Raw genomic sequence first — 19375 nt, 5'->3', positions numbered from 1 at the left:
GAGCCAGGCCGGAACCCCGCGCCGGGCGAAGCGAGGAGCCGCTCCCATCGGCAATAATGAGGCGACCTGATTCTGGAGAGCGATGGCACCAACTCTGAAGATGTACCTTGGCGGCGAATGGACCGAAGGTACCGGCGATCACGCCCACGACCTCATCTCCCCCGTGACGGGCGAGCACATTGCGACGGTTCCGCTTCCATCCAACGCGGATGTTGATCGCGCAGTCACGGCAGCTCGCCGGGCGGCCGACGAAATGCGGCACTGGTCGGCCTTCGAGAGAGCGGATCTCTGTCTCCGGATAGCGGCGGCCATCGAACCGCTGGAATCAGAGATTGCCCGAATCCAGACCCTCGAGCAGGGCAAGCCCTATCACGCTGAGTCACTTGCCGACATCGCGGAGGCCAACCAGTACTTCTACAACGCGGCCGAAGATGTGAAACGGCTGACCGGTGAGGTGATCCCCACCTCCGACCGCAACAAACGCATGTTCACCTTCCACCGGCCGATCGGCGTGTGGGCGGCGATCACGCCCTGGAACTTCCCGGTGACCATACCCCTCGAGTACGTCGGCCCGGGCCTCGCCACCGGCAACTCCGTCATCGTCAAACCACCTGAGTTCACCTCGTGGGCACTGTTGAAACTGGCAGAGGCATTCGACGAGGCCGGAGTACCGAAGGGGGCAATCTCCGTCCTACCCGGAGATGGCCGGGTAGGCGAGGCGCTGGTCACTCACGACGGAGTAGACGCAATCGGTTTCACCGGATCGTCGGCAACCGGCAAGCGGATCATCGCCCAAATGGGGGTGAAGCGGTCGATCATGGAGATGTCCGGCAACGGACCGACAATCGTCACGGCAGATGCCGATGTCGAGGCGGCCGCTCCCCTGGCGGTGTACGGGGCTTACTACAACGCAGGCCAGGTCTGCTGCGCCACCGAGCGTGTCATCGTGCTCGACGAGGTTCACGATCGGTTCGTCGAGTTGGCAGTCGCAGCTGCGTCCGACGTCAAGCTGGGAGATCCATTCGACGAGACTACAAACATGGGTCCGCTGAACAACGAGCCGACCGCGGCAAAGATGGACCGCCACCTGGCCGACGCCCGCGACCGGGGTGGGCGGGTACTGGTCGGCGGAGGAAGATCACCGGGACACCCGACCGACCTCTACTACGACCTGACGATCGTCGACAACGTGCCTGAGGAAAGCGCTCTCTCGCAGGAGGAGTCGTTTGGGCCGGTCCTTCCCATCCTGCGCGCCGCAGATGACGCCGAAGCGGTGGCGATCGCCAACCGTTCGAGGTTGGGCCTGCAGGCTGCTGTATTCACCCAGAGTCTCTCCAAGGCTTTTTGGTACGCCGACCGAATCCGGTCGGGTACGGTCGTTGTCAATGACTCGACCGACTTCTGGGAGACCTTCCAGCCGTTCGGAGGAGCGGCCGGGACGGACACCGGCTGGGGGCGTGGAAGAATCACGGAGTTCACCGACCTGCAAACGGTCGTATTCGACATCGGCCGCACTGAATGACGGCAGCAGCAGTCGGCATCAAGGGAGTGACGAAGCGGTTCGGCGACGTCGTAGCCGTCGAAAGCATCGACCTAGAGATCACAGACGGCGAATTCTTCTCATTGCTCGGGCCGTCTGGATGTGGGAAGACCACCACACTGAGGATGATCGCCGGACTCGAATACCCAACCGAGGGCAGCATCACCATCCATGGCGAAGAGATGGGGTTGCGTCCGCCCAACAAGCGACCGGTCAACACCGTCTTCCAGTCATATGCACTGTTTCCGCACATGACGGTGTCCGGCAACGTTGCGTTCGGTCTTCAGATGCAGAAGATCTCCGAAGATGCAACAAGACGACGGGTTGGTGAGGCAATCGATCTCGTCCGGCTCTCGGGAATGGAGAATCGCCGACCGGGAATGCTCTCCGGAGGTCAGCAGCAGCGAGTTGCCCTCGCCAGGGCACTGGTCAATCGGCCGCAGGTCCTCCTGCTCGATGAGCCACTCGGCGCCCTCGACCTCAAGTTGCGGCAAGCCATGCAACTCGAACTCAAAGAGATCCAGCGCGAGGTGGGTATCACCTTCGTCTACGTGACGCACGATCAAGAAGAAGCGCTGACCATGTCCGACCGCATTGCGGTGATGAATGAGGGCCAACTGCTTCAGGTCGCTCCCTCGGAAGAGATATACGAGCGACCCAACACGCGGTTCGTCGCTGAGTTCATCGGCGAAACGAATTTGATTTCGGGCACCGTTGTTGAGTCCGGGATCGTGAAGCTGGCAGACGGCAGCATCGTCAAAGCCAGAACTCATTCGGGTGCCGGGACCGCCGTGACGCTCAACCTGCGACCCGAGAAGATCGACCTGCATCACACGGAGGACTCCGTACCTGGGCACTTCAACAAGCTGGCCGGCACGATCGTCCGCAGGCTCTACTTCGGCGACTCACACTTCTACGAAGTCGACTTCGGCCACTCGATCGTCGACGCACGAGAGGAGAATCGGCCGGGCCGGGAACGCTTCGCGGAAGGCGCCCCCATCATCGCCGCCTTTCACCCGGATTCGGCTGAGGCGTTGACCGAATGACGACGGACGGGCCGGTCACCGCCGAACTGGAGGCCGCTGCCGACCGGGCGGAGTCGCGCCGCGGTTTGTTCCTGGCTCTGCCTTCCTACATATACCTGTTGTTCCTATTCGCACTGCCGCTGCTCATCATCGGTGTGTACTCCTTCGCCAGCCGGTCCCGCACCGGCATGCCCAAGCTCGAAGGCTGGAATCTCGACTCGATCACGAAGCTGTTCACCGATGATCTGATCCGTTCGATCTTTGCGCGGTCGCTGATCGTCGCCGTTCTCACGACTGTGTTCTGCTTGCTGGTCGGCTATCCATTCGCCTACTACATCGCCACCAGATCCGAGAAGATGCGAAACATCCTGCTTGTCTTCGTGATGATCCCGTTCTGGACCAACTTCCTGGTCCGCACCTATGCCTGGCGGGTTCTGCTCGGCGAGGACGGTCTGATCACCGCACTGGGCAGGTTCTTGAACTTGTGGGATTCCATGCTGTTCACGCTGCCGGCCGTCTACATCGGCCTGGTGTACGGCTTCCTGCCGTTCATGGTGCTGCCGTTGTACGCCTCCATCGAGCGACTCGACTGGTCGCTGGTCGAGGCGGCCCGAGATCTGTATGCATCCGGATGGGTGGCGTTTCGCAAGGTCACGCTGCCGCTCACCAAGCAGGGCATCATCGCCGGTTCGATTCTCGTCTTCATCCCGAGCCTGGGCGCCTACGTGACGCCGGACATCCTGGGCGGAGCGAAGACCACGCTCATCGGCAATTACGTCGTCAATCAGTTTCTGACCGCCCGCAACTGGCCGCTCGGATCGTCCCTATCGATGGCGATCATGATGGTCATGCTGGTCGCCACCGTCTTCTACTTCCGGTCGGGAGCAAAGACGCTATGACCACTCGCAACGGATCGGCTCTCACCCGCCGCCTCGATCGGATCCTCAAAGGCCACGCCTGGTTCGTGTATCTGTTCTTCTATCTCCCGATCCTCGTGTTGATTGTGTTCTCGTTCAATGAGAGTCGGTTCTTCACGTGGGAGGCTCTGTCGCTGCGGTGGTACCGACAGATGTTCGCCAATGACAACCTGATGGCTGCACTGTGGGCGTCTCTGCAGGTAGCGGCGATTTCCACCGTGATTTCAACGGTCCTTGGGACCGCCGCGGCGCTGGCGCTCGAACGCTACAAACGCTGGCTCGGCAAGCGGACGTTCGACGCGCTGCTTTATCTTCCGGTCATCATCCCGGACGTGACCATGGCCGCCATGTTGCTCGTCTTTTTCACTTCCCTTGGCCAACAACTGAGTATCACGACCATTGTCCTCAGCCATATCGCCTTCAACATTTCGTTCGTTTCAATCGTCGTGCGAGCTCGCCTCGCCAATCTGGACCCGGCGCTCGAGGAAGCTGCGGCCGACCTCTACGCGGGCCGGTGGCAGGCTTTCAGGAGGATCACGTTGCCGTTGATCATGCCGGGGGTATTGGGCGGAGCCTTGCTGGCGTTGACCCTTTCGCTAGACGATGTGGTCATCACCCAGTTCGTCAAGGGCCCGGATACTTTGCCGACGTTCGTCTTCGGTCTGATCAAGCGGGGTGTCACCCCTGAGATAAACGCCGTCTCAACGCTCATGTTGACGGCTTCCGTGGTCCTGGTACTCAGTTCACTAGCCTTGCAGAGACGGAATTGATAGGAGGAGTGGGCAGTGAGACGAATACTGATGATCGGATTGGCGTTCGCATTACTTGCGGCCGCTTGTGGGGGGGACGGGAATGCCGAACTGGTGGACGCAGCCGCCGCCTGTGAGGTCGGAGACGTCGATGGTGACCTGGACCTATACAACTGGTCTGAGTACATCGACCCGGAACTGATCACCGCCTTCGAGGCGGAGTACGCCGTAGCGGTCAACGAATCGTTCTACGACTCGAATGAGGCGATGCTCCCGCAGATCGAATCGGGTGGCAATGACTACGACCTGGTCGTGCCGTCCGACTACACGGTGACGATCATGTCGGAGGAAGGCCTGATCATTGCACTCAACAAGGATGCGATCCCGAATCTGAGCAACCTCGATCCTGCCTTCACCGGCCTCCCATACGACGAGACCGACGAATACTCGGTTCCCTACCAGTGGGGCACCAGCGGTATCGGCTACAGCTACGACGTTGTACCGGAAGACTGGGAGGTGAGTTGGGAGATCATCTTCGACCCCGCCTTCGCTCCCGATGTGTCCGGCAGCATCTCCCTTCTCAACGACCCGCGGGAAACGATAGGTATCGCACTCAAGTATCTGGGCTACTCCATCAACACGACCGACCAGGCAGAACTGGATGAAGCGGTCGAACTGCTCCAAGGCATCAAGGACCGCGTCAAGCTGTTCGATTCGGATCAGTTCGAAGACCTGCTCGTATCCGGTGAGACCACGGTCGCGCACGGCTGGTCCGGCGACTTCTTCGCCGCATTCGACGAAGCGTCCGACGACGAGTACGACGCCTATGAGGAGTTCGGATACGGCATTCCCAAGGAAGGGGCGGTGGCCTGGGTTGACACGATGGCCATTCCCATCACCGCCGATGCTCCATGCACCGCCCACACCTTCATCAACTTCCTTCTCGACCCTGAGAATGGAGCCGCGTTGACGAACTTCAACTTCTACGCCAGCCCGAACGCGGCGTCGGAGCCCTTCGTTGATCCCGAGATTCTCGACGATGAGACGATCTATCCCCCCGACGAGGTGTTCGAGCGCCTCGAGTTCCTCGCCGATACCGGCGACTTCGAGACCAACTACTCGGACGCCCTCAACGAGGTGAAAAGCTAGGAGCCGTTGGTGGGGACGGCCCTCGGGCCGTCCCCACCACAACCTCCGCCCGCCATGGGCTACCGGCTCGCTCATTGCGAAGCGTCGGAGTCTCAGCGGGTCGGACGCCAGAGCTTGGAGGAAGAAATGCCCCGCGACCCCCGATTTGACGTCCTGTTTGAGCCCGTCCGGATTGGACCTGTGACGGCTCCGAACCGCTTCTATCAGGTGCCCCACTGCACGGGCATGGGGTATCGCCGTCCCCAGACACTCGCCGGGTTGCGCGGGGTCAAGGCCGAGGGCGGGTGGGGCACGGTTTGTACTGAGTACTGCTCAATCCACCCCTCATCGGACGACGAGCCTTTCCCGTCCGCATCGCTTTGGGACGACCAGGACGTGACGGCCCTGGCGATGACGGTCGACAGGATTCACGAACACGGTGCTCTTGCAGGTGTCGAGTTGTGGCACGGCGGGGCGGCCAGCGCCAACCACTATTCCCGTGAGGCGCCCCTCGGCCCCTTCAGCCGGCCGGCCGGAGTGTGGGACCCGGTGCAAACGCGGGCGATGGACAAGGCCGACATTCGAGAGCTGAAGCGCTGGCACCTCGAAGCCGCCCGTAGGGCACAGCGCGCCGGCTTCGACATCGTTTACGTCTACGCGGCTCACTGGTATCTCATTCGCCAGTTCCTGCTCCCATCGAATCAAAGGGGCGACGAGTACGGCGGCTCGCTCGAGAACCGCGCACGGCTGCTGCGCGAGTTGATCGAGGAGACGAAGGAAGCCGTCGGAGACACCTGTGCGGTGGCCGTGCGCTTCTCCGCCAGCACCGGGGGCCCTGACGACGATCAGGAAACCGCTGAGCCGCGGGAGATGATCCGGCTCCTCGCAGAGCTGCCCGACCTGTGGGATATCACCGTGCACGACTACACCTTCGAAATGGGAACTTCGCGCTTCGTGCCCGAGGCCGGGCTCGAAGCGACGATGTCGTGGGTCAAGAGCGTGACCAACAAACCGGTCGTCAGCGTTGGACGTTTCACTTCCCCTGAGACGATGTTGCGCCTCGTTCGGCAGGGCGTAATCGATCTGGTCGGCGCAGCTCGTCCCTCGATTGCCGACCCATTCATACCCCATAAGATCTCAGAAGGACGGGAAGACGAGATCCGCGAGTGCATCGGCTGCAACATTTGCTACACGGGCGATCAGACGGGGACGCCGATCCGCTGCACACAAAACCCCACCATGGGAGAGGAGTGGCGGAAAGGATGGCACCCCGAGTACATCCCGGCGAAGGGATCCGATTCATCCGTTCTGATCGTCGGAGCCGGCCCTGCAGGACTCGAGGCCGCCGTCTCGCTCGGCAAGCGCGGCTACGACGTCACCCTGACAGAAGCACGCCGTGAGTTGGGCGGCCGGGTCACGCTCGAGTCCTCCTTGCCCGGCCTCGCCCAATGGGCTCGCGTCCGCGACTGGCGGCTCAATCAAATCGGGAAACTGCCGAATGTCGAGTTCTACCTCGAGAGCGTGGTCGACGAAGAGCAGATCCTGGAGTTCGGCGCCGATCGCGTTGTGATCGCCACCGGTGCCAAGTGGCGTCGAGATGGCACGGGTCGCTCGCTCGAAGAGCCGATTCCAGGCTGGGATGGCCCGTCGGTCATCACGCCGGACGACATCCTGGCCGGGGTGATGCCGACCGGTCCCGTCGTCGTCTACGACGACGATCACTACTACATGGGCGGTGTCATTGCCGAGAAGCTTCGCCGAACCGGCTTCGACGTCACCCTGGTGACGCCGGCCAACGAAGTCTCTACCTGGACCACTCACACGGAGGAACAGCACCGGATTCAGGAGCGGGTTCTCGGGCTGGGAATAGTGCTGGCGACCGGCACCACACTCGCCGGCGTCGCCGGGCACACGGTGTCGCTGAAGAGCATCCACACGGGGCACTCGCGAGAAGTCGAGGCTGCGAACGTCGTCATGATCACGTCACGGATCCCTCAGGATGATCTCTATTACGCGCTGGTCAATCGCATCGACATCCAGCGAATCGGGGATTGCCTCGCCCCCGGGACGATCGCAACTTCGGTGTATTCAGGACATCGTTGTGCGCGAGAGATGGATTCTGAGTCGATGGTTCCGGTCCCGTTCCGGCGGGAATGAGCAAACGGCACGGCATAGGAGATTCTCCAGAGACGCCGCTCACATTGGGAGGTTCTGGGTCATAGGTTCTAGGTTTTGTGATCGGCCGCGATTACTGACTAGCACCCAGAACCTAGAACCTAGAACTAACGCCTCTCCCTCTCGCCGCATTAGTCGGCATCTTCACATTCTCACGCGCCTGCTCATCGGATCGTAGAAAGAGCGGATTGAGGCAGTTGCCGGGATGCGTTCCATGGCCACTTCGATCTCGTACGTGCCTGCCTCCAGCCAGTCTTTGGTTACCCCGCCTCGATAGTTCAGGTAGCCCATCGCCAAACAGCGATTCTGGGCATAGCTCCACATTCCGGAGCTGGTGCGACCGACTATTCGGCCATCGCGGAAGATGGGCTCGTCGTGGTACAGCAATCGATCCGGGTCTTCGAGCCGGAACTGGATGAGGCGCTTCGCCCTCGGGAGCTCACGTTGCGCAAGCAGAACCTCCCGACCTCTGAACGATGGTTTTTCCCATCCGACTGCGAACCCGAGCCCCGCTTCGAGCGGGGTGTCCTCGTCGGTGATGTCATGTCCCCAGTGGCGATATCCGGCTTCGAGCCGCAGCGTGTTCATTGCGTGATATCCGGCGTTCCTCAATCCGAACTCATCGCCCGCCGCCAAGATGGCGTCGTACAGGGAACCCGTCTCGTCCCACGGGACGTAGAGTTCCCAGCCGAGTTCGCCCTCATAGGTCATGCGCATAGCCAGCACGTTGTGTCCCGCCACTTCAATCCGCTGCGCCGTCCCGAACGGGAACACGTCGTTGGTCAGTCCCGCCGAAGTCAGCTTGGAGAGCAACCCCCGTGAGTTCGGCCCCATCAAGCCGAGTGTCGAGGTCTGCTCCGTGACATCGGTGATGGCCACGTTGTAGCCGCGACATCCTCGGCGAAGCCAGGCGAAGTCACGAGTTCCGGCTGCCGCGGCGGTGACGACCATGTAGTCGTTTTCGTCGATCCTGGTGACCGTGAGGTCGGCCTCGATTCCACCCCGATCATTGCACCATTGCGTGTACACAGCCTTGCCGGCGGGAACATCGACATCGTTCGCGCAAATCTCGTTGAGGGCGGTGAGTGCATCCGGGCCCTCGACACGGATCTTGACGAAGCACGTCTGGTCGAAGAGCCCGACCGCGTTTCGCACTGCACCGCACTCGACACGGGAAGCATCAAACCAGTTCTGCTTGCCGTAGCTGTACTCGTAGACCCGTTCCTGACCCTCGAGGGCAAACCAGTTCGGTCGCTCCCACCCGGCTACCTCACCGAATACTGCACCGCCGGCATCGAGTCGATCGTGGATCGGAGACAGCCGCTGATTGCGGGCGCTCTCGTACTGGCGGAACGGCCAGTGCATGGCATAGAGCAAGCCCAGGCTCTCCGAGATGCGCTCCTGGAGGTAGTGCGGATTCCTCTGGAAAGGAAAGGCACGGCGGATATCGACCGACGCAAGGTCCATGGGTGGATGGCCGTCAGCGATCCAGTCGGCGAGCACCCACCCCACGCCACCTGCCGACTGGAGTCCCACCGAGTTGAAGCCTGCCGCGACGTAGCATCCGTCGACCTCCGGTGCTTCGCCGAGGTAGTACACCCCATCGGGGGTGAAGGCTTCCGGGCCGTTGAAGAAGAGCTCGAGCCCGCACTCCCCCAACGCCGGGACCCGGTGGATGGCCCTCTCGAAGATCGGTCCGATGTGTTCCCAATCCTCCGGGAGGGTACCGAACGAGAAGTCCCGTGGGATACCGTCCAATCGCCATACCTTGGCCCGGGGCTCGAAGAACCCGGCCATTATCTTGCCGGTCTCTTCCTTGAAGTAGGTGTAGCCACCCGGGTCGCGGAGCGTGGGCATACCCCGTTCCACACCGTCGAGCGGCTCAGTGACTATGTAGAAGTGCTCGCAGGCCTGGAGTGGAACGTTGACACCAACCGTCTCGGCGAGGTGACGGGTCCAGATCCCACCGGCAAGCACGACGGTCTCGGTTTCGACGTACCCCTGCTCGGTCTCGACGCCGACGATCCGGCCGTTTTCGGCAACGAGCTTCGTTACTGCGACGCCTTCGATGATCCGCGCTCCGCGCGCTTTGGCACCCTTGGCCAGCGCCATGGTCGTATCGACCGGAGAGGTGACGCCGTCGTCCGGGATGTACAGCGCTCCCACCAGGTCATCGGTGTTGAGGAGGGGAAACAGCTCCTTGGCGCGATCGAGGTCGATCACCTCCGTCTCGACATCAACAGTGGTTGCCATCGTGGCACCGCGCAGGATTTCCTCCCAGCGTTCCTCATCGGCCGCCACCGAGATTGAGCCCGGTGTGCGCCATCCGGTCGCTTGTCCGGTCTCGTCTTCGAGTTCTTCGAACAGCCTCGCCGAATAGGTTGCCAACCGGGTGAGGCTGTGCGAGGACTTGAGCTGAGACACCAGGCCGGCCGCGTGCCAGGTAGTTCCGCCGGTGAGCGCACCCTGTTCGATGACGGTGACGTCTGTGATACCCCGCCGGGTCAGGTGATAGGCGACACTCGCTCCAATCACGCCACCGCCGATCACGAGAACCTGCGTTCGGTCCGGCAAAGTCGCCTTGGACTTGGTGGTGGAACCGGTTGTTCGGATCATGGGTGCCTTCCCCTCTCGAGTGGATCGCTAACGGATTTGTGATCGAGTTGGCGAAGCATCGATCCTGTCGAGCTGGACATCTCCGATGATGAGCGCTTCCTGCTTGAAATGAATCCGATCACCGCATCAACTTCCACATCAGCTTGGCAAGAGTGGAGTCCTTGCCGGAGCGTGACTCGGAGCGGTCCGCCTGTCCCATCACTGCCAGGGCGCCGTTGATAGCGAGCCAGCGAATCGGTTCGGGTTCCCATTTGCGGGACCGATGCCCCACCCAGGGGAGATCGACCCGCGGAGACTCAGTGCCCGTAATCAGCTCGGCGAGTGTGCGACCGGCGAGGTTTGACGGCGATACGCCCTCCCCGACGTAACCGCCTGCCCAGGCGATCCCGGTGGTGCGATCGAACCCGACCGACGGGTACCAGTCGCGCGGCACACCGAGCACCCCGCCCCAGCGGTGGGTGATGCCGATGCCTTCAAGTACCGGGAACAACTCAACCAGTGAGGCGACGATCCGATCGTGTATTCGCGACCGCTGCTCGATGGCCGGGTCGATCCTGGAGCCAAAACCATAGGGCGCACCTCGCCCACCGAACGCAATTCGTCCATCCGCGGTGCGCTGGCCGTAGATGACCATGTGGCGATCATCTGAGAAAGTCTGCCGGTCGGACAGCCCGATTTCTGCCCAACGGTCGTCGCCGAGTGGTTCGGTGGCCACCATCAGGGAGTACAGGGGCGACAGCGTGCGCCCGTGGCCCTCGAGCGTTGGGGTGTAGCCCTCAGTGGCTCGCACCACCACCTCTGCCCCAACTGTGCCGAGTTCGGTCACGACCCGACCCGCTTCGATGGCGGTCGCAGCGGTCTGCTCGACGATAGTGCCGCCCAACCGCTCGACCGCTTCGCCCAAACCCCGGACGAGTCGGGCAGGGTCCAATGCCGCGGTATGGGCGTAGAACAACCCCCCAACCACGTCGGTGGCATTGAGATGAGCCCTGGCTTCACCGGCGTCGAGCATGCGGAGATCATCGTCGGTGAGTCCGAATGAAAGCTGGTGGTGGGCGACCTCTGCACGCTGACGCGCCAACTGTGCCTCGTTTCGAGCCAAGCGGATCGTGCCCCCCTTGGCGAAGTGACAGTCGATACCCTCCCTTTCTCCAACGCGCCCCACCTCATCGACCGAGTCGAAAACCTCTCGCAGCAAACGCCGAGCGGCATCGTTGCCGGCGACCCGCTCATGACGATCCGGGCTCGCCGCCAGTTCACCGACACACCAACCCCCATTGCGACCTGAGGCGCCGAAACCGACGATCTCCTTCTCGATCACCAACACCCGCAATGTCGGGTCCAGGCGGAGGAGGTAGTAGGCGGTCCACAGGCCGGTGTATCCGCCACCGACTATGGCCACGTCGACCTGAGTGTCGCCCCCGAGCGGGGGGCGTGGGTCGAGTGCTCCGGGATGAGCATCCAGCCAGAACGAAAGACTGCGGTAGTCGACAGTCATGCGGAAATCTCCTTGCGTCGGCGTGGTTAGCGTGGGTTGTTGATCGGTTGCTGAAACGTGGGGGTCACGAGTCGAATCCCACGCCAAAACGGTCGAGCAATCCGAGCCAGGCACCGCGTTTGCCGCCGTGACGGTCGGATCTCTGGATGGCTTTGCGGGTGAGTTGGACCACTGCCCACCGCAATGGTTCGGGCGGGAACGGAAACGGCTTCTTCCTCACCATTTCCAACTCGGTGTATTCCGTGGTCCGTCCGAAAACAAGATCCAAAGCCACCCGCGCCCCGAAGCGGCTGGAACCAACACCCAATCCTGTGTAGCCGCCCACCCATGTCAGACGGCCACCGTGGGCGGATCCCCAGGTGGGGGCAAAATGCGAGGTCGTCGCAACGGGTCCACCCCAACGATGCGTGAACCGTAGGCCCTCGAGTTGGGGGAATGTCTCGAAGAAATGTTCGGCCAGCAAGCCGTGCGTGACCTGGCTTTGATCATGTTGCGGATCCAGATCGCTACCGAAGTGATAAGTAGCGTCGTAACCGCCCCACAGAATCCTGTTGTCTTCGGTCAACCGGTAGTAATGGAACTGGTTCGAAACGTCCCCAACCCCCTCCCTTTCCTGCCATCCGATCGACGTCAGCTGTTCCGAACTCAAGGGTTGGGTCATGAGAACATGGTCGTAGACCGGGATGATGTACCGGCGCGGTCGGCCGATGGGACCGGCATAGGCGTTGGTGGCCATCACGACTCGCCCGCAGCGGACGGTGCCGGTCGGAGTTACGACTTTCAAGTCGCGGCCATCGCTCTCCACCGCCGTGGCAGGTGAGTTCTCGTAGAGCGCTGCACCCAGAGACTCCGCCGCTCGACGTAGCCCCCAACAGAGACGGGCAGGGTCGACCAACGCTATGTCGTTGTGGCGAACGAGGCCACCCAGGTAGGTCGGCGAATGGATCCGGGCCTGCATCTCATCGGCACCGACCAACTCGACGTCGTCTCCGAACGTCACGTGCTGCTCGACTGCTTCCCCCAAGGCCTCGACATGCCAGGCTTCCGTCGCCACGTCGATTTCTGCTGCCCGCCGGTAATCGGCGTTGATCCCGTAACGGATGATGCCGGCATCGATGCCGTTGAGGTTCTCGCGCCCGAGCCGGATCAGGCTCCTCATTTCATCGGGCCAGTGTGACAGCCCGTTTGCGAGGCCGTGGGTGAGCGAGCCGTCACAGAATCCACCGTTGCGGGAACTGGCACCAAAGCCGCATCGCTCGGCTTCGAGCAGGACGACGCTCAGGTCGGGCTGATCCTCAAGTGCCTGAACCGCCGTCCATAGGCCGGTCAGGCCCCCGCCGATCACGGTGAGGTCTGCCGTGACTTCGCCACCAAGAGAAGGTGCCGGTGGTGGAGCGTCCTGGCGGTCGGACCAAAACACGGCCGGCTTGGCGCCGGCCAATGCCTGCACTGCCCAACTTTCACTTCCCATTGCCGCAGCTCCCTCGGTCGGTTCGGATGGCGGTCAAAGAAGGCACCTCACATTCGCACACGTTCGGCCCCGGGGTCGTACATCGGCCGGAGCGATGCTCTGGCGGAGAATCGTTCACCCGCCACCAGGATCTCAAATCCACCAGCGCGGAGTAGATCCGGGGTCACACCGTCGGCGTGTTCAACGTAGCCGAATCCCATGGCACCGCCGAGTGTGTGCCCGTAGGCGCCCGATCGAAGGTAGCCAACCGCCACCCCGTTGCGCAGAATGGGCTCTTCCCCGTACAGCAGCGGCTCGGGATCTTCGAGCAGGAACTGGACCAGCCGGGATGGCAGTGGCCGGTTTTCCCGTTGCGCCAGGAGCGCCCGGCGACCGACAAATCCGCCCGGCTTGTCGAAATCGATGGCAAAGCCGAGGCCTGCTTCGAGAGCAGTGTCGCTGTTCTCCATGTCGAGCCCGTAGTCTCGCCTGCCTGCTTCGGTCCGAGTGCTCTCGAGCGTCTCGATGCCAGCGTGCGCGAGACCGAACTCGGCTCCGGCTTCGATGATCCGGTCGTACACGCCGAGGGCGAATTCCGTGGGGACGTAGAGTTCCCATCCGAGTTCACCGACGAAGCTCATCCTCAGCGCCCAAACCCTCGCCATGTGTATGTCGATTTCTTGCCCCGTGAAGTAGGGGAAGACGTCGTTGGTCAACCCGGCGGTCGTGACGGTGCTCAGAAGATTGCGCGACTCGGGGCCCTGCACACTGAGCAGTGTGTATCCGGAAGTCACGTCCGTCACATAGGCGCGGGCGTTGGCCGGTATGCCCCTATGCAGCATGTTCTCAACCCTCCGATGAAAAGCCTCAGCGGCGACGATGAAAAAGCGGTCCCCCGCAATCCGGGTCACCGTCACATCGGCTTCCACACCTCCTCGCACGTTCAAGAACTGTGTGTAGACGCACCGCCCGATCGGGACCGCCACATTGTTGCCTGCCAGATGATTGAGAGAACTCTCGGCATCGGGGCCTTGCAGCAGGAACTTCGACATCGACGACAGGTCGAACAGCGCCACACCCTGGCGGACCGCCTTGTGTTCGGCTGCATGAAACTCGAACCACTCCTTGCGTGCGTAGGCCTGCTGGTACTCGATCTCGACGCCGGGCGGCGCGAACCAGGCGGCGTTTTCCCATCCGGAGGAGTCCGCAAAATGAGCTCCGGCCTTCTCGAGTCTTTCGTGTATCGCGGAGCGCCGCACGTTTCGTGCCGTGGTCGGGTGGGAGTGCGGCCATGAGCCCGTCGAGTGCAGCCTGCCGAGCAACTCGACGCTGCGTTCCGCCAGATACGGGCGGTTCGTCTGAAACGGCAGCAACCTGGCGATGTCGATGTCAGTAACGTCGACCGGCGGAAGGCCATCGACGATCCAGTTGGCGACTATCGACCCGGCGCCGCCGCCGGTGAGGATCCCCAAGGAATTGAAGCCGGCGGCCACGAAGAAGTTGCGCAGCTCGGGAGCCTCCCCGATCAGGAATCCATTATCCGGAGTGAAACTCTCAGGGCCGGTGAATAACTTGCGAATGCCCACGTTGGCCAGGGCGGGCAGGATCTCCATCGCGTACTCCAAAAAAGGCGCCAGTCGATCCCAATCCGACGGTATCTCACCGAAGCTGAAATCATCGGGAATGGCGTCGAGCGACCACGGAGCCGCCACCGGCTCGAAGAGACCCACCATGAGACCCCCGACCTCTTCGCGGTAGTAGGCGAACCGATCCGGATCTTCGAAGATCGGCAGATCTCGCGACACCCCCTCGAATGGCTCGCTGATCAAGTACGCATGCTCGATCGCCTGGAGTGGCACCGAGGCGCCGGCCATTGCACCGACCTGTTTCGCCCACATCCCTGCGCAGTTGACGACGTACTCGGCTTCAATCGTCCCCTGGTCGGTCAAGACCCCGGTGACTCGTCCATCCTCTTTCTGGATCCCGGTTACGCGAGTGCCTTCGAAAACGCGAGCGCCTCGCATCCTCGCCCCTTTGGCCAGGGACAGCGTGACGCTCGAGGGATCGGCCCTACCCTCGTTGGCAGTGAAGAAGCCTGCCATGACATCTCTGGCGTCAATCTGAGGCCACATGGCGGCGACCTCAGCAGGAGAGATTTCCTGGCGATCGATCCCCATGAGTCGCATGAAGTCCGCTTCGCGGCGGAGCTTGTGCGTCCGCTCCTTCGTGCTCCCCGTCTGCAGGTATCCAACGGGGCGAAAACCCGTCGAGAGACCCGTCTCCTCCTCGAGGACCTCGAAGAGGTCACGCGAGTACTTCGCCATCCATGCCAGCGTCTCCGTTGTCATGCCTCCCGACACGACGAGACCCGCCGCGTGCCAGGTGGTACCCGAGTTGAGCTGATCGCGCTCCAACAGGACTACGTCACTCCATCCGAGCTTGGTGAGGTGATAGGCGACGCTGGCACCGATCACGCCGCCTCCGATGATGACTACTCGCGCCCGATCGGGGAGCGACTTGTCCGGCCTCGTCTCCGCCATGCTCCGACTTCCGTCATCCGTCATTTGTCACCTTTCAGTTCTCATAAACGCACTCGCCTTCGATGAACGTCATCTCCACTCCTGCATCAGCGATCTCATCCACGGGGCTGTGGCGGATGTCACGATCCAGGACGACGAAGTCGGCCAGTTTGCCGGGGACCAGAGTCCCGGTCAGGTGATCGAGATGATTCACGTAGGCGCTTCCTCTGGTGGCCGCCTGCAAGGCAATTCCGAGATCAAGCCTTTCCTCGGGATAGAACTCGGCGGCAGCTCGATCGAACGGCGACACACGCCTCACCGCGGTTTCGATGATCGCCAGGGGGTTCGGGGTGGATACCGACCAGTCGCTTCCGAAGGCAAGGCGAGCGCCACTGCGCACCAGGCTGTGCCACGGGTATTGCCAACCGCTGCGGTGTGGACCCAGAAACGGAGCAGTGAGGTGATCCTGCTGGTCCTCGTGGACCGCCCAGAACGGCTGCGCGTTGGCCACCACGTCGAGCAGGCGGAATCGAGGGATGTCGTCCGGGTGAACCAGCTGGAGATGGGCAATGTGATGGCGGTGATCCGATGCGCCGTTGACCCGTCTGGCCTGGTCGACGGCGTCCAGGGCGTTTCGGACGGCGCGATCGCCGATGGCATGGAAGTGGACCTGAAACCCGGCGGCGTCCAACCGCGCTACGTATCGGCCGAGCCGCGACGGGTCAATGAAGTCGAGGCCGGCGTTCTTGGTTGGCCGGCCGTCTGCGCCGCGGTACGGCTCGAGCAGCGCGGCCGTGAAGTTCTCGGCGACGCCGTCGAGCATGATCTTCACTGCGCCGGGTTTGAATCTCCCGGCCGGCCCCCTTGCCCTCCTCCGCTGGAGCTCTTCGATCTGCTCTTCGCCTCGATCCCGTTCCCACCAGAGCGCGCCGACCACCCGGGCTTTCAGACTCCCGTCCGCTGCAAGAGTTCGATATGCCTCTTCAACCTGGCTGGTTACCCAGGCGTCCTGCCAGGCAGTGATCCCCAGCGACAACAGGTAGCTCTGCCCTTTGGTCAGTGCCTGTTGCAGTTCGGTATCCGTTGTCTCAGGCACCAACCTCTCGACCAGATCCATGGCACCTTCCTGCAGGCAGCCGATGGGATCTCCGCCGGCGTCTCGCTCGATTCGACCGTCGGCCGGGTCGTCGGTGTGCCGTCCGATACCGGCCAGTTCCAAAGCTTTCGAGTTGACCCATGCGCCGTGGCCGTCCCGGTTGACGAGGAATACCGGGCGGTCGGCAACCAGGCGGTCGAGTTCGTCCCTGGTTGGAATGCCGTTGGGGAAGTGATCCATGCCCCAGCCGCCTCCCAGAATCCACTCCCGCTCGGGGTGATCGTCGGCATACCGCCGGATGCTGTCCAGATAGGCGCCTCGATCGGGGTCGTTCGCCAGGTTGCAGCGCAGGAGATTCAGCCCACCAATCGGGGGATGAACATGGGAGTCCTGGAAGCCGGGCAGCACCATCCGGCCATCCAGATCGACGATATCCGTCCCGGGACCTACCCACTCGTCGAGGCCACCGCTCATCGCCACGATCCTTCCACCCCGGACAATGAGGTGGTCGGCTTCGGGTTGGTCCCGATCCACCGTCACGATGGTGCCACCGTGGACAATGAGATCGGCAGGCTGACCCGGTTTCACTGGGCTCCTCGCTCCTGCTGTGGTCTCACCAGCACAGCTCCGACTTCAGGAAGTCACATCCTTGGCGAACTCCTCGAAGACCGCGACGTAGTGGTCGAGTTCCTCGTCCGAGTGCGCAACCGAGAGGGTCCATTGCTCGTCGGCCCCCGGCGTCATGTAGACGCCGTTGGTCATGTGGTACAGCCAACCCAGGTAGTTGAGGCCCTCGTCGAACCCGGAGATGTACGACCGGTAGTCCACCACCCGCTCGGTGGAGAACATGACGCAGCCCTTGGAGGACATACCGACCGCGTAGGCAGGCAGGTCGTAGCGATCGACCACGTCCTGACATCCGGCCAAAATCCGATCGCCGGCTTGCTCGAGGCGCTGATAGGCGCCTGGGGTGAGGACCTGGGTCAGTGTCGCCTCGGCCGCCGCCATGGTGAGCGGATTCCCATTGAACGTCCCGATCTGCGTCACCGTCCCGTCGCTGATCTGAGCCATGATCTCATCGGTGCCGAGCACCGCACCGATCGGTGTGCCGCCTCCCGTCGCTTTGGCCAGCGCGATGAGATCCGGCACCACCCCGTAGCGTTCGACCACCCCGCCTGCCGCGATGGTTGCTCCCGTCTTCACCTCATCGAAGATCAGAACGACGCCATGTTTCCGGGTAATCTCGCGCACCGCTTCGAGATAGCCTTCCAGCGGGGGAACGACTCCGATGTTGAGCATGATCGGTTCGATGATCATCGTCCCGATATCACTGTGTTCGGTGAGCACTGCGTCCAGGGCGTCGGGGTCGTTGAACGGGATGACCACGGTGAGGTCCAGCAACGCGGATGGGATTCCGGCGGTCTGTGGAACAGAGACCGGATGCGCCCTTGGCCCCATCTTGTCGGCGGCCGGCCCTACCGACACCATTACGGCATCATGATGCCCGTGATATGAGCCCTCGATCTTGACGATGGCATCTTTCCCGGTGAAGGCCCGGCCCAGCCGGACGGCGTCGAGCGTCGCTTCGGTACCCGAATTCGAGAAACGGACTTTGGGCAGGCGGAACCTCCGGGAGAGTTCCGTTGCCACCCGCACCGCCGATTGATTCGGCGCCGCAAAATGGGTTCCCTTGTGAGCCGCGACCGCGATAGCGCCCGCAATCACCGGATGCGCGTGGCCAACGACCATCACGCCGAAGCCGTTGTGATAGTCGGCATAGTCGTTGCCGTCGAGATCTACGACGCGCGAACCATGCCCTTCGACGATGTACACCGGATGCGGAGGTTGGTCCTGGAACGAAGAGGCGACGCCGGCCGGCAGCACTCGCTTGGCCTCCTCCACGAACTCCCCCGACCGGCGAGTCTGTGCCAGGAGTTTCTCTTCCATCTGCTTCGTGAGACGCTCGACGCGATCTCGGTCGATGTGGGCGGTCATCTGATTCCTCCGCGGGTGGTCGTGGTCGTTCTCAAAGACGGGTGGTTCATTCCGGTACACCCCAGTTGTAGGTCTGTTTGGCGAGGCGGAGATAAGAGAAGACCTCCGCCGACTGCACGCCCGGTTGCATACGGATTCCCTGCAGGATCTCAAGCAGTCGCGTGGTGTCCTCGCATACGATCTCGGCAAGCAGGTCGAAACGGCCCGCCGTTACGACCAGATACACGACTTCAGGCTGAGCTTCGAGGTCCCCGACCACTCGGTCGATGTCGCCCTGGACCTTGATACCGAGCATCACCTGAACACGATGGCCGATGGCAGTCGGATCTGTGACCGCCACGATGGACATGACTCCATCTTCCATGAGCTGCAATACGCGCTGCCGGACGGCCGCCGGGGAGAGCTCAACGAGCGGTCCGAGCCTCGAAAACGGCATGCGGCCGTCGCTTTGGAGACGGCGGATGATGGCTCTGTCCGTCTCGTCGAGTCGTGACCGTTGTTGTTTCGCCACCGTGTTCTGCGCCATTGTCGACCAACTACTCCTAGTGATCCCTTGGGGACCCACTCAGCTCAATTCTATTGACAGACGCCAACCCTGCATGCGTAACCACCGAATCGAGCACTCAGTACAGCAGTTTCGCTTGCATCGAACGGAAACGCAACCGAT

At 62.3% G+C, this 19375-nt stretch carries 13 protein-coding genes; 6 read left to right on the top strand and 7 right to left on the bottom strand.

The annotated features are described in order from the left end of the window. Positions 1 to 82 precede the first annotated feature (82 nt). From P1T08_05185 to P1T08_05160, 6 genes are all read left to right on the top strand, one after another. Positions 83 to 1522, top strand: coding sequence for an aldehyde dehydrogenase family protein (locus P1T08_05185; GenBank protein MDF1595475.1), 1440 nt, complete (start codon positions 83 to 85; stop codon positions 1520 to 1522). Further along, complete coding sequence (locus P1T08_05180) at positions 1519 to 2586, top strand: ABC transporter ATP-binding protein (protein MDF1595474.1); 1068 nt, start codon at positions 1519 to 1521, stop codon at positions 2584 to 2586. Before P1T08_05185 ends, P1T08_05180 begins: the two co-directional genes overlap by 4 nt. Then, a complete protein-coding gene (locus tag P1T08_05175; protein ID MDF1595473.1) occupies positions 2583 to 3464 on the top strand; it encodes an ABC transporter permease in 882 nt (293 codons plus the stop codon). The genes P1T08_05180 and P1T08_05175 overlap by 4 nt, the downstream gene beginning before the upstream one ends. After that, the gene (locus P1T08_05170) at positions 3461 to 4252 is read left to right on the top strand and encodes an ABC transporter permease (protein ID MDF1595472.1); all 792 of its coding nucleotides are present in this window, start codon (positions 3461 to 3463) and stop codon (positions 4250 to 4252) included. The genes P1T08_05175 and P1T08_05170 overlap by 4 nt, the downstream gene beginning before the upstream one ends. Before the next feature lie 15 nt (positions 4253 to 4267). Beyond that, on the top strand, positions 4268 to 5380 hold the full coding sequence (locus P1T08_05165) for a spermidine/putrescine ABC transporter substrate-binding protein (GenBank protein MDF1595471.1): 1113 nt from the start codon (positions 4268 to 4270) through the stop codon (positions 5378 to 5380). 126 nt (positions 5381 to 5506) lie between these two features. Continuing rightward, positions 5507 to 7516: an FAD-dependent oxidoreductase gene (locus P1T08_05160; protein MDF1595470.1), complete on the top strand. Its 2010-nt coding sequence runs from the start codon at positions 5507 to 5509 to the stop codon at positions 7514 to 7516. Between the two features lie 162 nt (positions 7517 to 7678). Here the strand turns inward: P1T08_05160 and P1T08_05155 are convergent, their stop codons facing one another. The 7 genes from P1T08_05155 to P1T08_05125 form a co-directional block, all read right to left on the bottom strand. Next, positions 7679 to 10150: an FAD-dependent oxidoreductase gene (locus P1T08_05155; protein MDF1595469.1), complete on the bottom strand. Its 2472-nt coding sequence runs from the start codon at positions 10148 to 10150 to the stop codon at positions 7679 to 7681. Between the two features lie 118 nt (positions 10151 to 10268). Next, positions 10269 to 11648, bottom strand: coding sequence for an FAD-binding oxidoreductase (locus tag P1T08_05150; protein MDF1595468.1), 1380 nt, complete (start codon positions 11646 to 11648; stop codon positions 10269 to 10271). A 64-nt stretch (positions 11649 to 11712) separates the two neighbouring features. Then, positions 11713 to 13119, bottom strand: a complete 1407-nt coding sequence (locus P1T08_05145; GenBank protein MDF1595467.1) for an FAD-binding oxidoreductase — start codon at positions 13117 to 13119, stop codon at positions 11713 to 11715. 47 nt (positions 13120 to 13166) lie between these two features. Beyond that, positions 13167 to 15662, bottom strand: coding sequence for an FAD-dependent oxidoreductase (locus P1T08_05140; GenBank protein ID MDF1595466.1), 2496 nt, complete (start codon positions 15660 to 15662; stop codon positions 13167 to 13169). A gap of 10 nt (positions 15663 to 15672) precedes the next feature. Further along, positions 15673 to 17301, bottom strand: a complete 1629-nt coding sequence (locus P1T08_05135; GenBank protein ID MDF1595465.1) for an amidohydrolase family protein — start codon at positions 17299 to 17301, stop codon at positions 15673 to 15675. Between the two features lie 45 nt (positions 17302 to 17346). Further along, positions 17347 to 18708 carry an aspartate aminotransferase family protein gene (locus P1T08_05130; protein MDF1595464.1) on the bottom strand — a complete coding sequence of 454 codons (1362 nt, stop codon included), beginning with the start codon at positions 18706 to 18708 and terminating at the stop codon, positions 17347 to 17349. A gap of 46 nt (positions 18709 to 18754) precedes the next feature. Continuing rightward, complete coding sequence (locus P1T08_05125) at positions 18755 to 19234, bottom strand: Lrp/AsnC family transcriptional regulator (GenBank protein ID MDF1595463.1); 480 nt, start codon at positions 19232 to 19234, stop codon at positions 18755 to 18757. Between the last annotated feature and the right edge of the window lie 141 nt (positions 19235 to 19375).

This window comes from Acidimicrobiia bacterium, from assembly GCA_029210695.1.
GTDB lineage: Bacteria > Actinomycetota > Acidimicrobiia > Spongiisociales > JAHEDJ01 > JAHEDJ01.
The sequence above is the reverse complement of the archived record's forward strand: the minus strand, read 5'-3'. Positions and strand labels throughout refer to the sequence as shown.